This window comes from Brevundimonas sp. LjRoot202 (assembly GCF_964253355.1).
Taxonomy (GTDB): domain Bacteria; phylum Pseudomonadota; class Alphaproteobacteria; order Caulobacterales; family Caulobacteraceae; genus Brevundimonas.
Map to the genome: position 1 here is coordinate 117,016 of NZ_CAXUQW020000002.1, position 15,239 is coordinate 132,254.

Genomic DNA, 15,239 nt, shown 5'->3' on the forward strand with positions numbered 1-15,239 from the left:
CACAGCGGCCCGGCCGCCTCGTCCGGCCCCGGGGGCGGTTCGATCCTAATGATAGCCGGCCTCCGGCGTCACCTTGCCCCGGAACACCCAGTAGACCCACGCCGTGTAGCCGAGGATCAGCGGCAGGATGAAGGCCGTGCCGCCCAGCATCAGGGCGAGGGCGTTGTCAGGCGCGGCGCCCTCGCGGAAGTCCACGGCGTAGGGCGCCACATAGGGGAAGAAGCCCGTCGCCAGGCCGGCGTAGCCCGACAGGAAGACCACCACGGCGCCGGCGAACGGCCAGACATGTGAGGACCGGAGTACCCCCAGCGCGACCGTCGCCAGCCCGGCCAGACCGATCAGCGGAATGACGCTGAGCGGCAGGAAGCGGGCAAGATCGAACCCGGCCCCGGTCCAGCCCCAACGTGCGGCGACGAGCGGATGCACCACCAGCGTCGACAGGCTGACCCCCAGCATGAACAGCGCCGTCAGCACGCCCGCGAACAGGGCCCAGCGGCGGGCGTCGCCATGCAGGGCGTCGGTGGTCTTCAGCATCAGCCAGGTCGCGCCGAGCAGGGCGTAGCCGCAGACCAGACCGACCGCGACCAGCAGGGTGTAGGGCGTGAACCAGTCGAAGGTGCCGCCGGCGAAGCGGCTGTCGGCGACTTCCACGCCCTGGATGAAGCCGCCGAGGATCAGGCCCTGGGCGAAGGCGGCCAGAATGGAGCCGAGGCCGAACATGGCGGTCCAGAACGGCCGTCCGCGGCGCTGGCCCCGGAAACGGAACTCGAAGGCGACTCCACGCAGAATCAGCCCGGCCAGCATCATCACCACAGGCAGGTAGAAGGCCGGCATGAGGATGGAATAGGCCAGCGGAAAGGCCGCCAGCAGACCGCCCCCGCCCAGCACCAGCCAGGTCTCGTTGCCGTCCCAGACCGGGGCGACGGTGTTCATCATCACGTCCCGGTCCTCGCGCGAGTGCGAAAACGGAAACAGGATGCCGACACCGAGGTCGAAGCCGTCCAGCAGCACATAGAGCAGCACGGCGACGGCGATCAGTCCGGCCCAGATGAGGGGGAGGTCAAGGTTCATTTCGGGTCTCCCGGCGCTTCGTCGGGTGCGGCGGCGAGCGGGGTGCCGGGAGCGCGCAGCCCTTCCGGCGACGGCTCGACCCGACCGGCCGCGGGGCCTTCATCCAGCAGGCGCAGGATGTAGATGGCCCCTGCCACAAAGACCACGGCGTAGACGGTGATGTAGATCAGCAGCGAGGTGGCGACCGAGCCGGTCGTCACCGCCGACACCGCGTCGGCGGTGCGCAGAACGCCGTAGACGACCCATGGCTGACGGCCGACCTCGGTGACGATCCAGCCGGCGATCACGGCGACGAACCCGGCCGGCCCCATGGCGACCGCGAAGCGCAGGAACAGCCGGTTGTCGGTCAACCGCTTGCGCCACGCCAGCCATGCGCCCCAGAGGCCGAGGCCGATCATCAGAAAGCCGAGCCCGGCCATGACCCGGAAGGCCCAGAAGACCAGGAAGACCGGCGGCTGGTCCTCCGCCGCGACGGCCTTGAGACCCGTCACGACCTCGTCCGGCGGCGCGACGATGATCCCGGCGCCGGGTATCGAGACCTCGAAATGGTTGGACTGGGTGGCGCGGTCGGGGATGGCGAACAGGACCAGCGGATGATTGGCCTGGGTCTCCCAGTACGCCTCGATGGCGGCCAGTTTCTGCGGCTGGTGCTCCTTGGCCACCTCACCCGACCAGTGCCCCGCAAGCAGCTGCAGGGGAGCGACCACGGCCAGCAGACCGACGGCCATGGTCAGGGCGATCCGGCTTTCGCGCTGTTCGCGGTCGCGCAGCAGTTGCCAGGCCGAGGCGCCGCCGACCACCAGGGCCGTAGTCAGGAAGGCGGCCATCAGCATGTGGACGAGGCGCGACGGGAAGCTTGGGTTGAAGATCACCTCGGCGAAGCTGGTCGCTACGAAGCGGCCGTCCGACAGGATTTCAAAGCCCTGCGGCGTCTGCATCCAGCTGTTGGCGGAGAGAATCCAGAAGGCCGAGATGGTGGTGCCGACGGCGACCAGAACGGTGGCGAGGAAATGCAGTCGCGCCCCGACCTTTTTCCAGCCGAACAGCATGACGCCCAAGAAGGACGCCTCGAGGAAAAAGGCGGTCAGCACCTCATAGGCCAGCATGGGACCGATGACGCCGCCGGTCAGGCGGATGAACTCGGACCAGTTGGTGCCGAACTGATAGCTGAGCACGATGCCGGAGACGACGCCCATGCCGAAGCTGATGGCGAAGATCCTCACCCAGAACAGGTAGAGAGCCTTGAAGGCCTCGCGGTTCGTCGCGAGCCACAGCCCCTCAAGCACAGCGAGGAAGGCCGCCAGGCCGATGGTGAAGGCCGGGAACAGGATGTGAAAAGCGATGGTGAAGGCGAACTGGAGCCGCGAGAGCAGCAGTGCGTCGAATTCCACGGCCCGACCCTTTCCGGAAGCGTGGCGGGAGCCTGAGCCACCCGCCCGGCGTCCGCAACCGGACGCTCCGTCGCGTGACGGAACGCCGCAACGCCGGGAAAAGCTCCGTCAGGCGGCGGGGAGTTCGACCCAGAAGGCCGCGCCTTCGCCGGGAGTGGAGGTGACGCCGATGGTCCCGCCCTGCAGTTCGACCAGCCGCTTGGCGAGGGCCAAGCCGATGCCGTGGCCCTCCACCGTCGAGCGCTCCAGCCCGAGTCGGTTGAACGGCTCGAACAGCTGGGCCTGCTTCTCGGTCGACAGGCCGGGACCGCGGTCAATGACCTCGATGCGGACGCCGTCGTAAATCTTGCTGGCCCGGAAGATCACCACGCCTCCGGCCCCGCCGTACTTGACCGCATTGGAGGCCAGGTTGGCGATCACCTGGGTCAGCCGCTGGGAGTCGGCCAGGGCGATCAGGCCGTCGCCCTCGCTGACCACATGGATGGCGATGCCCTCAGCCTCCGGACGCAGGGCGGTGGCGCGGCGCACGTCCTCGAGCACCCCGGGGACGTCGGTGGGGCGCAGCTCGACCTTGACGGCCCCGGACTCGGCGCGGGCCACGTCCAGCAGGTCATGGGCGAGGGCCTCGACCTGCCGCGCGGTCTTGACCAGCATCTCCGCCATCTCCGCCTGGGTCGGGGTGACGGCGCCCAACTGGCCGGTCTTCCAGAGTTCGCCGATGCCGATGACGCCGCCGACCGGGCTCTTGATCTCATGGGCGACGTTGGCCAGCAGGCGCGACTTGGCCTCGGAGGCCAGCTCGGCGCGCAGCTGGCCGGCCTTGGCGCGGTCGGACAGGCGGTCGCGCTCCTCCAGCAGCGAGGCGACCAGCAGGATGGGCATGCAGCCGAGCAGCACCATCAACTGGGCCAGCAACGCCTGGTCGGCCAGGTCCGGGCCCGCCGATATGAACGGGCCGCGGCCGAGCATGGCGCCCCCGACGGCCGTGATGGCGACGAGCACCAGCGCCGTCGCGACGCCGAGCACACGGAACCGGGCCGCGAACAGGATCAGCACGGGCACGACGATGAAGCCGACCTGCACCTGCGACTGGAAGAAGACGCCGACGCAGACCGCGGCGAGCAGGGCCAACAGGATAGCCGCCTCGGCCGCACGGAAGGGATTGCGCAGCATGACCAGGTGACGGCGGGTGAGCGAAAGGCCGAAGGCGCCGATGACGGCGATGCCCAGGGCGTGACCGAACCACCAGGTCTGGAAGGCGTGGAGGATGTCCGCGCCCTGGATCAGGTACAGCCCCCCGGCTGTGATGACGGCTGCGGGAATGGGTGCGATCACGGCGGCGCTGAGCAGGAAGCGGCAGGCTCCGTCGACGGTGGCCACGTTAAGCGTCGGCGCGAATCTTCGGGCCAGCAGGACCGCGCCCCCGATCTCCATCATGTTGGTGACGGTGAACAGCGCGGTGAGACCGTAGGAATTGCCGGCCAGCAGCTCTCCGGCAGTGATGCCGGTGGCCAGCAGGCCCGCGAAACAGAGGTCGTACGAAGGACCACGCGCATTCCTGAGCCAGACCGCGACGGCGACCCCGCCGGCGCCCCACAGGCCCGCGACCAGACCGGCGGTGCGGGCGAACTGGATCGCCAGCACCACCAGCACCAGAACGGCGATGGCGGTGAAGATCGGGGCCAGCGGCTCGCGGAAGAAGGCCACGGCGCTGTTGACCGCCACGGGCGAGTCCACGCGCGGGCTCGACGCGGCCTCGGGAGGAGCCGCAGCCGGTTCGGTCGGAGCGAGCGCGCGGCTCATGAGCATGGGCGTTCCGGGGAAAGCGGACTGTCTTGCGGTTTTCCTACCCCGCCGCTTCCTAATATCCCCTGAAGGTCAGGCGTTTTGCGCGAGCGCCTGGTTGAACGCCCGGACCGCGGCGGCGGGCCCTTCCGGATCGTTCCAGACGGCCGAACTGACCGCCACGAAATCCGCCCCAGCCCGGGCCAGATCGCCGGCGTTGCCGGGCGTGATTCCGCCGATGGCGACGCAGGGAATCTCGACCGTCTCCTGCCAGATGGTGAGTATCTCGGGCTCCGGCTGGTGGACGGTTTCCTTGGTGGTGGTCGGGAAGAAGGCCCCGAAGGCGACGTAGTCGGCCCCCGCCTCAGCCGCGTCCATGGCCAGTTCGCGGCTGTCGTGGCAGGTCACGCCGATCATGGCGTCCGGCCCGATAAGCCGTCGGGCCTCGGCCAGCGAGGCGTCCGACTGGCCCAGATGCACGCCGTCGCAGCCGGAGCGGGCGGCCAGGTCGGGGCGATCGTTCAGGATCACGGCCACGTCGTGGGCCCGGGCGACGGGGGCCAGCGCCTCCACCGCAGCCAGGATCGCGGCGTCGTCGGCGGGCTTCAGGCGGATCTGAAGCGCGGCCACGTCGCCGGCGGCGAGCGCGATGTCCAGATCGACCGCGAAGGCCGCAAGATTCGCGATCGCCGGCGGGGTGATCAGATACAGCCGGCAGGGAGGGCGCGGCGGGACGACGGGTTCTCTGGCCATGCGAGGGCAAGTGCGACGCGCCGGCGGCTGCGTCAATGATTCCCGCCGCGGCGCCTGCGAACGACTTGCATTCGCCGCATTTGGCCTGCTATAGCGAACCATTCGCATCTGTCTGGACTCGCTCCTTGTACGTCTGCAACTGCAACGGTCTTCGCAAGCGTGACGTCGCCTCGGCCATCGAGGCGGGCGCCACGCGTCCGCGCGACGTTTTCACCCGCCACCAATGCATGGCGCAGTGCGCTAAATGCGTCTGCGAGATGCGCGAGATGATCCAGGAAAGCCGCCAGGCGTTCGCCCTCGCCGCGGAATAGACGGCTCCCCGCCAATCGGGGAGATTCATTCGCATTTTCAATGTCGTGAGAAGTGTTCGCAGGTGAACACAACGGCGCTTTCCGTGTTAATTGGTCACGGACAGCGCGCGTGATTCAGACCGTCAGCCGACGGACGCACCCGCGGACGGAAGAACGACGATGAAGGGCGATCCCGCGATCATCCGCACGCTCAACGCGGTGCTGACCAACGAGCTGACGGCGGTCAACCAGTACTTCCTGCACGCCCGGATGTTCGAAAGCTGGGGCCTGAAGCACCTCGGCCAGATCATCTACGACGAGTCGATCGGCGAGATGAAACACGCCGACAAGCTGATCAAGCGCGTGCTGTTCCTCGACGGCCTGCCGAACCTGCAGGACCTGCACAAGCTGAAGATCGGCGAGAGCGCAGCCGAATGTTTGGGCTCGGACCTGTCGCTTGAACTGGGCGGGCGCGACACCCTGCTGGCCGGCATCGCCCAGTGCGAAGCGGCGTCCGACTTCATCAGCCGCCAGATCCTGACCGAGATTCTCGCCGATACCGAAGAGCACATCGACTTCCTCGAGAGCCAGCACAAGCTGATCGAACAGCTGGGCGAGCAAAACTACCTGCAGTCGGCCATGACCGAGATCGCGCCGGACAAGAGCGCCACCGGGAACTGAGCCCCCTCCCCGCCCATTCCGGTCCCGATCGCAAGGGAGGCCGGAATGAGCATGAACGACACCCTGGACGACGCTCGAGAGGCGGCGGCGGACTTCCTCAACGCCGAGGGTCGGCCTGCCGGCCATGTGTTGCTCGGCGTGGCCCTGACGGTGGGGTTCGCCCTGGCGGCGACAGCCTTCGCAAGCCGGGCCCTGTCGCCGACGCGCGATGATCCGCGGGACGACGATGCGCCGATCACCGAACGGCCGCGCGGGCCATTGAGCCTGATCCTGCCGGCGGTGTTCTCGGTCACCACCCTGTCGGCGGTCCGGGTCTGGAACGCCCCGCCCGCGCGGGAGCGGACGGTGGCGATGACACTGTGGGCAGGGGCGCAGGCCCTGAATGCGGTGTGGATCGCCTTGCGGCCCGCGAGCCGGAACCTGCAGATCGCAGCGGCCATGTCATCGGCGGGGCTGGCCGCGGCCTTCGCCCACGAGGCGCGCAAGATCGACACCCGGGCCGGCAAGCTCGCCGCGCCGGTCGGCCGCCAGGTGCACATGGCCAATGTCGTCGAGGAGACGGCGACGGTGCACTGAGCGCGCCGCCTTGCCGGATGCCCCTTCATCCTCTAGGGACTGCGCCCGTTCGCGCGCCATCGCAGGCTGCGCCCACTCCCTTCCGAGACACCGATGAAGATCAACGGCAACACCATCAAGCCCGGCATGGTCCTGCAAGTGAACGGCGGCCTCTGGGTCGTCACCAAGGCCAGCCACGTCAAGCCGGGCAAGGGCGGCGCCTTCGCCAACGTCGAGGCCAAGAACCTCGAGACCGGCAACAAGCTGAACGAGCGCTTCCGGTCCGAAGACAAGGTCGAGCGCGTCACGCTCGAGCAGAAGGACTTCTCGTACCTGTATGACGGCGGCGACAGCCTCGTGTTCATGGACGACGCCAACTACGAGCAGATCGAACTGCAGAAGGACTGGGTCGGCGAAGACCGCATCCCCTACCTGCAAGAAGGCATGAAGGTCGTCATCGAGATGCATGAAGAGCGTCCGATCGGCCTGTCTCTGCCGGACCAGGTCAATCTGGAAGTGGTCGAGACCGAGCCCACCGTGAAGGGCCAGACCGCCTCCTCGTCCTACAAGCCGGCCATCGCCAACAACGGCGTGCGCATCATGATCCCGCCCTACATGGGCGTCGGCGAGAAGATCGTCGTCGACACCACCACCGGCGAATACGTCCGCCGCGCGGACTGATCCCTATCCGGCTCCGATGACGGGGCCCGGCATCTGAAACTTCTCCGCATGTCCGGGCTGACCGCCTTTTCAGGACATGCGGACCAGGAGATTCCCCATGGCCCTCGCCTCCGCCCTCGTTTCCGTCATGATCGACGCGGTCCGCAAGACCGCCCGGCCGATGCTGCGCGACTTCGGCGAGGTGGCCCAGCTGCAGGTGTCGCGCAAGGGTCCGGGCGACTTCGTCACGGCCGCCGACATCAAGGCCGAGGACACCCTCTACGAACTTCTGATGAAGGCGCGGCCGGGCTACGGCTTCCTCGGCGAGGAACGCGGGCTGATCGAGGGCACCGACAAGTCGCACATGTGGATCGTCGACCCGATCGACGGCACCACCAACTTCATGCACGCCATGCCGCACTTCGCCATCACGGTGGGGCTGCAGCGGACGGCGCCGGACGGCCATTCCGAGATCGTCGCGGGCGTCACCTACAACCCGGTCATGAACGAGCTGTTCTGGGCCGAGAAGGGCAAGGGCTGCTACCTGAACGACCAGCGCATCCGCGTCGCGGGCCGCAAGGACCTGTCGGAGAGCCTGATCGCCACCGGCCTGCCCTTCATCGGCAAGACCGGGCACGCGCAGGCGATCAAGGACATCCACGCGGTGGGTCAGCGGGTGGCGGGCATCCGCCGGCTGGGCTCGGCGGCGCTGGACTTCGCCTGGGTCGCGGCGGGGCGGTACGACGCCTACTACGAGCGCAACCTTCAGCCGTGGGACGTGGCGGCGGGGATCCTGTTCGTCACCGAGGCGGGCGGCGTGGTCACCACCATCGACGAGGACGGCGACCCGATGACGGGCGGCCAGATCCTGGCCGCGAACAGCGACCTGCATCCGCAGCTGCGCAAGGTGCTGCGGGGCTAGCAAGCCAGGCCCTGTCGCCGGGGCATGATCCGGCTCATGCTGGCGGCATGATGCTCCCGGCGACTCCGCTGATCATCGCCCATCGCGGCGCCTCGGGCGAACGGCCCGAGCACACCCGCGTGGCCTATGAGCTGGCCATCGACCATGGCGCGGACTTCATCGAGCCCGATCTGGTCATGAGCCGCGACGGCGCGCTGGTGGTCCGGCACGAGAACGAGATCGGCGGGACCACCGACGTGGCGGACCGGCCCGAATTCGCGGACCGCCGGGCGTTGAAGACGATCGACGGGTGGGCCGTCGAGGGCTGGTTCACCGAGGACTTCACCCTCGCCGAGCTGAAGACCCTGCGCGCCCGCGAGCGCCTGCCGGCGCTGCGCCCCGCCAACACGGCCTTCGACGGGCGGGAGCCGATCCTGACCTTCGACGAGGTGCTGGAGATCGCGCGCGAGGGCTCGGCGCGGACCGGGCGGGTCATCGGCGTGGCTCCCGAGCTGAAGCATCCGTCGTATTTCGCCGCGGCCGGGCTGCCGATGGAGGACGCCTTCGTGGCGGCGCTGGAACGACGGGGGCTGACCGGGGCGGACGCGGCGGTGCTCGTGCAGTGTTTCGAGGTCGGGCCGCTGGAGCGGCTGCGGGCGCGGATCGAGACGCCGCTGCTGCAGCTGGTCGCGGCGGTCGGGGGGCCGGCGGATCGGCCGGACCTGACCTATGCGGCGATGATCACGCCGGAGGGGCTGGCGGAGGTGGCGACCTGGGCGGACTGGATCGGCGCCGACGCGGCCCTGATCGAGCTCCGGCCGGGCGAGGCCTCGGCGCTGATCGCCGACGCTCATGCGGCGGGGCTGAAGGTCGCCGGCTGGACCTTCCGGGCGGAGAACCTGTTCCTGCCGGACATCGACCGTGACGGCGACGACCCGGCGGCGCACGGGCGGTTGCGCGAGCGGCTGGCGCGGTTCGCGGGCCACGGGCTGGATGCGGCCTTCATGGACCAGCCAGGACTGGCCCGCTGACTGGCTTGGGCTAGCCAGCGATCTGGCCGAAATCGGCGACGCGACCCATGATGGCGCGGACTTGTCCCAGCAACTTCAGGCGGTTGTCGCGCTCCGCCGGGATGTCGGAGTTGACCAGCACGGCGGTGAAAAAGGCGTCGACCGGGGCGCGCAGGGCGGCGAGGGCGCGCATGGCGGCGGCGAAGTCCTCGATCGCCAGCGCGGCGTCGGCGGCGGTCGCCGCAGCGGAGGCGGCGGCGATCAGGGCGGTCTCCTCGGTCGGGGCGCCGGTCAGGGCGACGGGCTCTCCGGCGGGCAGCAACCCCTTCTTCTCCTCAGCCTTGAGAATGTTGCTGGCGCGCTTGGAACCGGCCAGCAGATTGGCCCCGTCGTCGGTGGCGAGGAAGGCGTCGAGGGCCTCGACCCGCCGCACGATGCGGACGAGGTCATCGTCGCCGAGGGCGAAGACGGCGTCGACGAGATCGTGGCGCTTGCCCTGGTCGCGAAGGAGAACCTTCAGGCGGTCGGCGAAGAAGGCGAGGATATCCTTTGGCGTCGAATGGGCCACAAGCGCCTGCACGACCCCGTGGCTGCCGTACTCCGCCGCAACCCACCGCGCGCCCGCGACTTCGGGACGAGCGCGCAGCTTCGCGAAGTCGGCGGCGTCCGCAGCTGCGAAGCCCGGCAACGCCCGTCGTTCTGCGAAGTACTGGCCGATCCAGTCCTGAATGCTCGTTTCGAAATCGCCGAAGCGGACATCGTTCTCCAGAATCAGCCGGATCACCCCCAACGCCGCCCGCCGCAGGGCGAACGGGTCTTTCGAACCCGTCGGCTTCTCGTCGATGGCGAAGAAGCCGACGAGGGTGTCGAGCTTGTCGGCCAGCGAAACAGCGATCGTAAGCGGCGCGGTCGGGACGGTGTCGGCCGGGCCCTGCGGCTTGTAGTGGTCGCGGACAGCGTCGGCGATGGCGTCGGGCTGGCCGAAGGCGCGGGCGTAGTAGCCGCCCATGACGCCCTGCAGTTCGGGGAACTCGCCGACCATGCCCGAGGCGAGGTCGGCCTTGGCGAGGCGCGCGGCCTGTTCGGCCTGATCCGGGTCGGCGCCGACCAGCGGGGCGATCTCGCGGGCGAGGGCGGCGATGCGGTCGACGCGATCCGCCAAGGTGCCCAGTTTGGCGTGGAAGGTGACGCCCTTCAGCTTGTTGTTCCAGGCATCGAAGCCGGTCTTGAGGTCCTCGTCCCAGAAGAAGCGGGCGTCATCCAGACGGGCCGACAGCACGCGGCTGTTGCCGGCGGCGAGGGCCGCGCCGCCGTCGGAGGCCTCGACGTTGGCGACGACGACGAAGTGGGGGGCGAGGCCGTGTTTCGCCGGATCGCGGACGGCGAAATACTTCTGATGCACCTTCATCGACAGGCGGACCACCTCGGGCGGCAGGTCGAGGAAGCGCGGGTCCATGTCGCCGAGGATGGGGGTCGGCCATTCGGCCAGGCCGGCGACCTCGTCGAGCAGGCCGTCGTCGTCGACGAGGGCGAGGCCGCGGTCGTGGCAGACCTTCTGCGCCGCCTCGAGGATGCGCAGCTTGCGGTCGGCGACGTCGAGGAGAACGAACTCGCGCTCCAGCCTGTGGCGGTAGTCGGCGAAATCCTTCACCGCGAAGGGCTGGCCGGAGCCGAGGAAGCGGTGGCCTTCGGTGAGGTCGCCCGATGCGATCCCATCGATCTCGAACGGGACGATGTGGCCGTCGAACAGGGCGACGATCCGCTTCAGCGGGCGGACCCAGCGCAGGGTCCCTGAGCCCCAGCGCATCGACTTGGGCCACGGGAAACCACGGACGATGTGGTCGACCATCTCGGGGATCAGCTCGGCGGTCGCCCGGCCCTTGCTGCTGATCACGGCGAACAGCACCCCGTCGCGTTCGGTGAGTTGATCGCGGGTCAGGCCGGTCTTGCGCAGGAAACCGTCCAGCGCCTGTTCCGGGGCGTTGGCGCGGGGGCCCTTGAGCTCTTCCTCACGGTCCGGGGTGGCGGCCGGCAGGCCCTCGACCACGAGCGTCAGGCGGCGGGGACCGGCGTAGGTGGTCAGGGCGTCATACGTCAGGCCGGCGGCCTTGAGGCGGTCGGCGGCCATCCGCTCGAGGTCGCGCGCGGCGCCGGGCTGCATGCGCGCGGGGATTTCTTCGGAGAACAGTTCGAGGAGGAGTTGGGGCATCAGGCGGTTTTCCGCTCTTGTTCGACGTAGGCGACAGCGCAGGCCTTACACAGGTCGCGGATGCGGCCGATGTAGCTCTGGCGTTCGGCGACGGCGATGGCGCCGCGGGCGTCCATCAGGTTGAACAGGTGCGAGGCCTTGAGGACCTGGTCGTAGGCGGGCAGGACCAGCGCCTGGTCCTGCGGGCCCTTCATGGCGAGGAAGCGGGTGACCTCGGCGACCATGTCCTCGAAGCGGCGCTTCAGGCCCTCGACGTCATAACCGTGGAAGTTGGCCTCCGACTGCTGCCGCTCGTTCTCGAGGAAGACCTCGCCGTAGGTCAGGCCCTCTTTGGTGAACTTGAGATCGTAGACGTTGTCGACGCCCTGGACGTACATGGCCAGGCGCTCGAGGCCGTAGGTCAGCTCGCCCGAGACGACATCGACCTCGATGCCGCCGACGCCCTGGAAGTAGGTGAACTGGGTCACCTCCATGCCGTCGCACCAGACCTCCCAGCCGAGGCCCCAGGCGCCGACAGTGGGGTTCTCCCAATCGTCCTCGACGAAGCGGATGTCGTGCAGCTTGGGATCGATTCCGATCGCCGCCAGCGACCCCAGGTACAGCGCCTGCAGGTTCTCCGGGTTCGGCTTCAAAATCACTTGGTACTGGTAATAGTGCTGTAATCTATTGGGATTTTCGCCGTAGCGGCCGTCCCCGGGGCGGCGGCTGGGCTGGACGTAGGCGGCCTTCCACGGGCGCGGGCCGAGCGCGCGCAGCACGGTGGCCGGATGCAGGGTGCCGGCGCCGACCTCGATGTCGTAGGGCTGAAGGATCGCGCAGCCCTGATCGCCCCAGTATTTGTGGAGCGTCAGGATCAGGTCCTGGAAGGCGAGCGGTTCGGTGGTCACGGGCAGGCTTTTCGTCCGGGGAGGAAGGCGGCGGACCCTAGACGGGGCGGTATCGACGGGCAAGGCGGCGGGCCTTCTCCGGACAGGAAGGCCGACCCTGTCATTCGAAAACACCGAAACCCTGTCATCCCGACACTCCCGGACCCTCCGCGCGCGATCGCTCGGACCGATGCCGGCGTACTCCGCCGGCCGGGCGCGAGGCGCCCGGCGGGGCGCAGGGCCCTGAGCGGTTGCGTGTGCATTCATATGCGCGTCCCTCTGCGAAATTGCCCCCGCAGTGTAGCGGACGCGGACGTCAGGAACGGTCGCAGGGTGCGAGATGGCGGGATGGCGACCGGGTTTGGCAGGGATGGCAGGGTGTGGGTTGGCAGGGTCACCCATCCGCCGCCTGCCATCGCGGGAGAAGGAATTTTAAGGGGCGGCGTTCACCCTGCGGCCATGAAGCAGATCGACCAGCTGCGCCGGCGGGCCGCGCGCTATCTCGACGTGGAGGCGGCGGAGATCGCCCCGGCGAAGGGCGTGTTCTCGCTGAGCTTCGACGACATCCCGGCCAGCGCCTGGACGGAAGCGGGGCCGATCCTCGCCGCGCATGGGATCAGGGCCACCTACTATGTCTGCGGCGGCCTGGCGGGCGGGCGCAACATGGACCGCGACCAGTTCGAGGTGGAGCATCTGCAGGCGCTGCACGCGGCGGGGCATGAGGTGGGGTGCCATACCTTCGGCCACACCAGCGCCTTGCGGATGGACGCGGAGGCGCTGCGGCTGAGCCTCGACGCCAATGCGGCGTGGGTGGCGGAGCGGCTGGACGGCTACCGGATGACGACCTTCGCCTGGCCATTCGGGGACGCGACGGTCGGGGCCAAGCGGGTGGTGCGCGGGCGGTTCGATCTGGCGCGGGGGGTGCGCGACGGGGTCAACGCCGGGCGCGCGGACCGGGCGCTGATCCGGAGCATCGGGCTGGAGAGCCGGCGGCTGCCGGGGTACGACCTCGACGCGCTGATGGCCGAGACGGCGGCGCGGCGCGGCTGGCTGACGGCCTATGGGCACGATGTAAGCGACCGGCCGACGGACTATGGTTGCACGCCGGACGACCTGGACCGGGTGCTCCGGCTGGCGAAGTCGGCGGGGCTGGAGGTGCTACCGGTGGCGGCGGCCTGGGGCGTGGTCACGCGATAGCCGCCGGCCGGGACGAGCGGATATAAAACTCAGGCGGCCTGCGCCATCTCGGCATTCCGCGCATCCGCCCACCTGATCAGCGCGGCGCGGGGCCAGGCCACGATCCAGGAGCGGGCGATGTATTCGCCCGTCTCGATCAGGGCGGCGCGGGTCGGCGAACTGGTCGCGGCGCGCTGGGTGTGGATGTCGCCGGGCCCCTGATGGACCATGAAGGCGCCGTGCTTCAGCGGATTGACCCGCAGATAGGCGAGGCGCGGGCTGATCTGCTCCAGCGGCGGATCATAAAACCACGAGGAACCGAGCATGCCGGCCATCTCGGGGCGGCGCCTGAGGATTTCGGCGGCGGTGGCCCAGGCGCGATCCCAGCCGGCCTCATTGAAGTCGCCGAGTTCGCGGCTCTCGGTGTGCACCTCCAGCCACGGCTTCCAGGCCTGGGCGGCGGCGTAGGCGGGGACCACGGACCAGCCCCAGCCCTCGCGGGCGTGGCGCAACACCTGGCCGGGCCCCATCGGCGACGAGAGATCGATCATCTGGGTGCGGGCGCCGGGCACGCTGAGGACCAGCGCTATGCGCACGTCCTTGGCCCAGAAGTCGCGGTCGTAGGGGTCAGGCGCGGCGGTCAGGAAGTCGGCGAGACGGCCGATCCATTCCGAATAAAGCGCCATCACCGCCGGCGGCAGGTCGGCGGCGGGAACGCGGGCCGGCATCTCCAGCGCCCAGAGGGCCACGAGGGCGCGGCGGTGGACGTCGGTCAGCGCGGCCCCGAAGACGGCCTGCAGGGCCTCTTCGGCGCGGTGGGCCGGCTGGTCGAAATCCCAGTGCGGGGCGGAGGCGACGGCCGCGTCGGCGGCGGCGTCCTTGAGGCCATGGAGGCGGGCGCGGTCATCCGGGGAAACCCGGGCCAGCACGGCCTCGAAGGCGGCGATATGAGCGGGCGTCAGCGTTTCCATGCCGCCAGCGTACACAACAGCGGTTGGCCGACCGTTAAGGCCGTCCGGACATGAAAAAGGCGGCGGACCGGAGCCCGCCGCCTTTCGCTTTCAGAGGTCCAAGCGGTCAGTTCGACGGCGTCGCCGGAGGGGTCGAGCCGTCCGGAGCCGGCGCGGCTTCCGCCGGAGCGGCGGTAGCCGCCTCGGCCTCTTCCGAGTCGCCCTGGGCGGCGGCCTCGGGGTCCAGCAGCTTGTCGATGACGTAGATGCCGCCGTTGGCCGCATCGATCGCCGGACCCGTGACCGTGGCGTTGTCGATGGCGATGGCCTCGCCGGTGCCGTCGATGTTGACCTCAAGACCGCCGGCGGTGGCGATGGGGCCGCGCGCGCCCATGATCTGGTCGGGCGTCAGGTCGGCGACCAGCACGTGATAGAGCATCAGGTTGCGAAGCTCCTGGACGTTGGCGGGGTCGAGCAGGCGGGTGCGCTCGGCCTCGGGCAGGGCGGCGAAGACTTCGTCCGTCGGGGCGAAAAGCGTGATGCGCGGGCGCGTGGCGAGCGTCTCGGTCAGCTGGGCCTGATCAAGCGCCTGCAGCAGGGTCGTGAACCGGCCGTGCATCTTCAGCACCTCGATCACGTTTTCGGCGGCGACGGGCGTCGGGGCCGGCGCGGCCGCGGGAGCGGGTTGCGCGGGAGCGGCTTGGGCCAAGGCGGCCGGGGCGATCAGCAGAGCGGTCGTCGCAGCCGCGGCGAGAAGTTTGATACGAAGCATGAGTATCCCCTTTGTTCTTCAAGAGACCGCAAGGCGAGTAAAGGCGCGGCCGTGATGATGAAATCCGCCCCAAACGAAACAGAGCGACCTTCTGAGTTCCATATTCACGCCAGTTGCGGCGAAACATCCGGGATCATGAGGTAATCTCAAGGCGATTCCGGGATGAACT

Annotated in this window: 15 protein-coding genes; 7 read left to right on the top strand and 8 right to left on the bottom strand. The window is 69.1% G+C overall.

What is annotated here, in order from left to right; all coding sequences use genetic code 11:
* Positions 1 to 45: 45 nt before the first annotated feature.
* The 4 genes from cydB to thiE form a co-directional block, all read right to left on the bottom strand.
* Positions 46 to 1,071 (bottom strand): cytochrome d ubiquinol oxidase subunit II, encoded by a 1,026-nt coding sequence (cydB, locus tag ACSQ1L_RS05475; RefSeq protein ID WP_435992745.1) that lies wholly within the window; start codon positions 1,069 to 1,071, stop codon positions 46 to 48.
* Entirely contained in the window at positions 1,068 to 2,462 is a 1,395-nt protein-coding gene (locus ACSQ1L_RS05480) for a cytochrome ubiquinol oxidase subunit I (protein WP_435992747.1), read from the bottom strand. Before ACSQ1L_RS05480 ends, cydB begins: the two co-directional genes overlap by 4 nt.
* A gap of 108 nt (positions 2,463 to 2,570) precedes the next feature.
* Positions 2,571 to 4,265: an ATP-binding protein gene (locus ACSQ1L_RS05485; RefSeq protein WP_435992749.1), complete on the bottom strand. Its 1,695-nt coding sequence runs from the start codon at positions 4,263 to 4,265 to the stop codon at positions 2,571 to 2,573.
* 75 nt (positions 4,266 to 4,340) lie between these two features.
* A complete protein-coding gene (gene thiE / locus ACSQ1L_RS05490) occupies positions 4,341 to 5,000 on the bottom strand; it encodes a thiamine phosphate synthase (protein ID WP_435992751.1) in 660 nt (219 codons plus the stop codon).
* Between the two features lie 125 nt (positions 5,001 to 5,125).
* Here thiE and ACSQ1L_RS05495 point away from each other — a divergent pair, with 125 nt between their 5' ends.
* The 6 genes from ACSQ1L_RS05495 to ACSQ1L_RS05520 all read left to right on the top strand — a co-directional run bounded on the left by ACSQ1L_RS05495 (position 5,126) and on the right by ACSQ1L_RS05520 (position 9,118).
* Positions 5,126 to 5,311 (top strand): (2Fe-2S)-binding protein, encoded by a 186-nt coding sequence (locus tag ACSQ1L_RS05495; RefSeq protein WP_435992753.1) that lies wholly within the window; start codon positions 5,126 to 5,128, stop codon positions 5,309 to 5,311.
* Between the two features lie 159 nt (positions 5,312 to 5,470).
* On the top strand, positions 5,471 to 5,971 hold the full coding sequence (bfr, locus tag ACSQ1L_RS05500) for a bacterioferritin (protein WP_435992755.1): 501 nt from the start codon (positions 5,471 to 5,473) through the stop codon (positions 5,969 to 5,971).
* A gap of 51 nt (positions 5,972 to 6,022) precedes the next feature.
* Entirely contained in the window at positions 6,023 to 6,547 is a 525-nt protein-coding gene (locus ACSQ1L_RS05505; protein ID WP_435992757.1) for a tryptophan-rich sensory protein, read from the top strand.
* A gap of 93 nt (positions 6,548 to 6,640) precedes the next feature.
* Positions 6,641 to 7,207 carry an elongation factor P gene (efp, locus tag ACSQ1L_RS05510; protein WP_435992759.1) on the top strand — a complete coding sequence of 189 codons (567 nt, stop codon included), beginning with the start codon at positions 6,641 to 6,643 and terminating at the stop codon, positions 7,205 to 7,207.
* Positions 7,208 to 7,304: 97 nt separating this feature from the next.
* Complete coding sequence (locus tag ACSQ1L_RS05515) at positions 7,305 to 8,108, top strand: inositol monophosphatase family protein (RefSeq protein WP_435992761.1); 804 nt, start codon at positions 7,305 to 7,307, stop codon at positions 8,106 to 8,108.
* A gap of 47 nt (positions 8,109 to 8,155) precedes the next feature.
* Positions 8,156 to 9,118 (top strand): glycerophosphodiester phosphodiesterase family protein, encoded by a 963-nt coding sequence (locus tag ACSQ1L_RS05520; RefSeq protein WP_435992763.1) that lies wholly within the window; start codon positions 8,156 to 8,158, stop codon positions 9,116 to 9,118.
* A gap of 10 nt (positions 9,119 to 9,128) precedes the next feature.
* Here ACSQ1L_RS05520 and glyS read toward each other — a convergent pair whose 3' ends face one another.
* Positions 9,129 to 11,306 carry a glycine--tRNA ligase subunit beta gene (gene glyS, locus ACSQ1L_RS05525; protein ID WP_435992765.1) on the bottom strand — a complete coding sequence of 726 codons (2,178 nt, stop codon included), beginning with the start codon at positions 11,304 to 11,306 and terminating at the stop codon, positions 9,129 to 9,131.
* Positions 11,306 to 12,193, bottom strand: a complete 888-nt coding sequence (locus ACSQ1L_RS05530) for a glycine--tRNA ligase subunit alpha (RefSeq protein WP_435992767.1) — start codon at positions 12,191 to 12,193, stop codon at positions 11,306 to 11,308. Before ACSQ1L_RS05530 ends, glyS begins: the two co-directional genes overlap by 1 nt.
* A gap of 438 nt (positions 12,194 to 12,631) precedes the next feature.
* On the opposite strand from ACSQ1L_RS05530, the gene ACSQ1L_RS05535 reads away from it, so the two are divergent.
* On the top strand, positions 12,632 to 13,369 hold the full coding sequence (locus tag ACSQ1L_RS05535; RefSeq protein ID WP_435992769.1) for a polysaccharide deacetylase family protein: 738 nt from the start codon (positions 12,632 to 12,634) through the stop codon (positions 13,367 to 13,369).
* 29 nt (positions 13,370 to 13,398) lie between these two features.
* On the opposite strand, the gene ACSQ1L_RS05540 is transcribed toward ACSQ1L_RS05535, so the two are convergent.
* Entirely contained in the window at positions 13,399 to 14,319 is a 921-nt protein-coding gene (locus tag ACSQ1L_RS05540; protein WP_435992771.1) for a hypothetical protein, read from the bottom strand.
* A gap of 106 nt (positions 14,320 to 14,425) precedes the next feature.
* Positions 14,426 to 15,070 (bottom strand): fasciclin domain-containing protein, encoded by a 645-nt coding sequence (locus ACSQ1L_RS05545; RefSeq protein WP_435992773.1) that lies wholly within the window; start codon positions 15,068 to 15,070, stop codon positions 14,426 to 14,428.
* Positions 15,071 to 15,239: the final 169 nt, after the last annotated feature.

Bases quoted from the DNA above. Each gene is read 5' to 3' on its own strand.
- ACSQ1L_RS05520 (WP_435992763.1), top strand. From the start codon at position 8,156: ATGATGCTCCCGGCGACTCCGCTGATCATCGCCCATCGCGGCGCCTCG.
- ACSQ1L_RS05540 (WP_435992771.1), bottom strand. From the start codon at position 14,319: ATGGAAACGCTGACGCCCGCTCATATCGCCGCCTTCGAGGCCGTGCTG.
- glyS (WP_435992765.1), bottom strand. From the start codon at position 11,306: ATGCCCCAACTCCTCCTCGAACTGTTCTCCGAAGAAATCCCCGCGCGC.
- ACSQ1L_RS05515 (WP_435992761.1), top strand. From the start codon at position 7,305: ATGGCCCTCGCCTCCGCCCTCGTTTCCGTCATGATCGACGCGGTCCGC.
- bfr (WP_435992755.1), top strand. From the start codon at position 5,471: ATGAAGGGCGATCCCGCGATCATCCGCACGCTCAACGCGGTGCTGACC.
- ACSQ1L_RS05545 (WP_435992773.1), bottom strand. From the start codon at position 15,070: ATGCTTCGTATCAAACTTCTCGCCGCGGCTGCGACGACCGCTCTGCTG.
- cydB (WP_435992745.1), bottom strand. From the start codon at position 1,071: ATGAACCTTGACCTCCCCCTCATCTGGGCCGGACTGATCGCCGTCGCC.
- efp (WP_435992759.1), top strand. From the start codon at position 6,641: ATGAAGATCAACGGCAACACCATCAAGCCCGGCATGGTCCTGCAAGTG.
- thiE (WP_435992751.1), bottom strand. From the start codon at position 5,000: ATGGCCAGAGAACCCGTCGTCCCGCCGCGCCCTCCCTGCCGGCTGTAT.
- ACSQ1L_RS05485 (WP_435992749.1), bottom strand. From the start codon at position 4,265: ATGAGCCGCGCGCTCGCTCCGACCGAACCGGCTGCGGCTCCTCCCGAG.
- ACSQ1L_RS05535 (WP_435992769.1), top strand. From the start codon at position 12,632: ATGAAGCAGATCGACCAGCTGCGCCGGCGGGCCGCGCGCTATCTCGAC.
- ACSQ1L_RS05505 (WP_435992757.1), top strand. From the start codon at position 6,023: ATGAACGACACCCTGGACGACGCTCGAGAGGCGGCGGCGGACTTCCTC.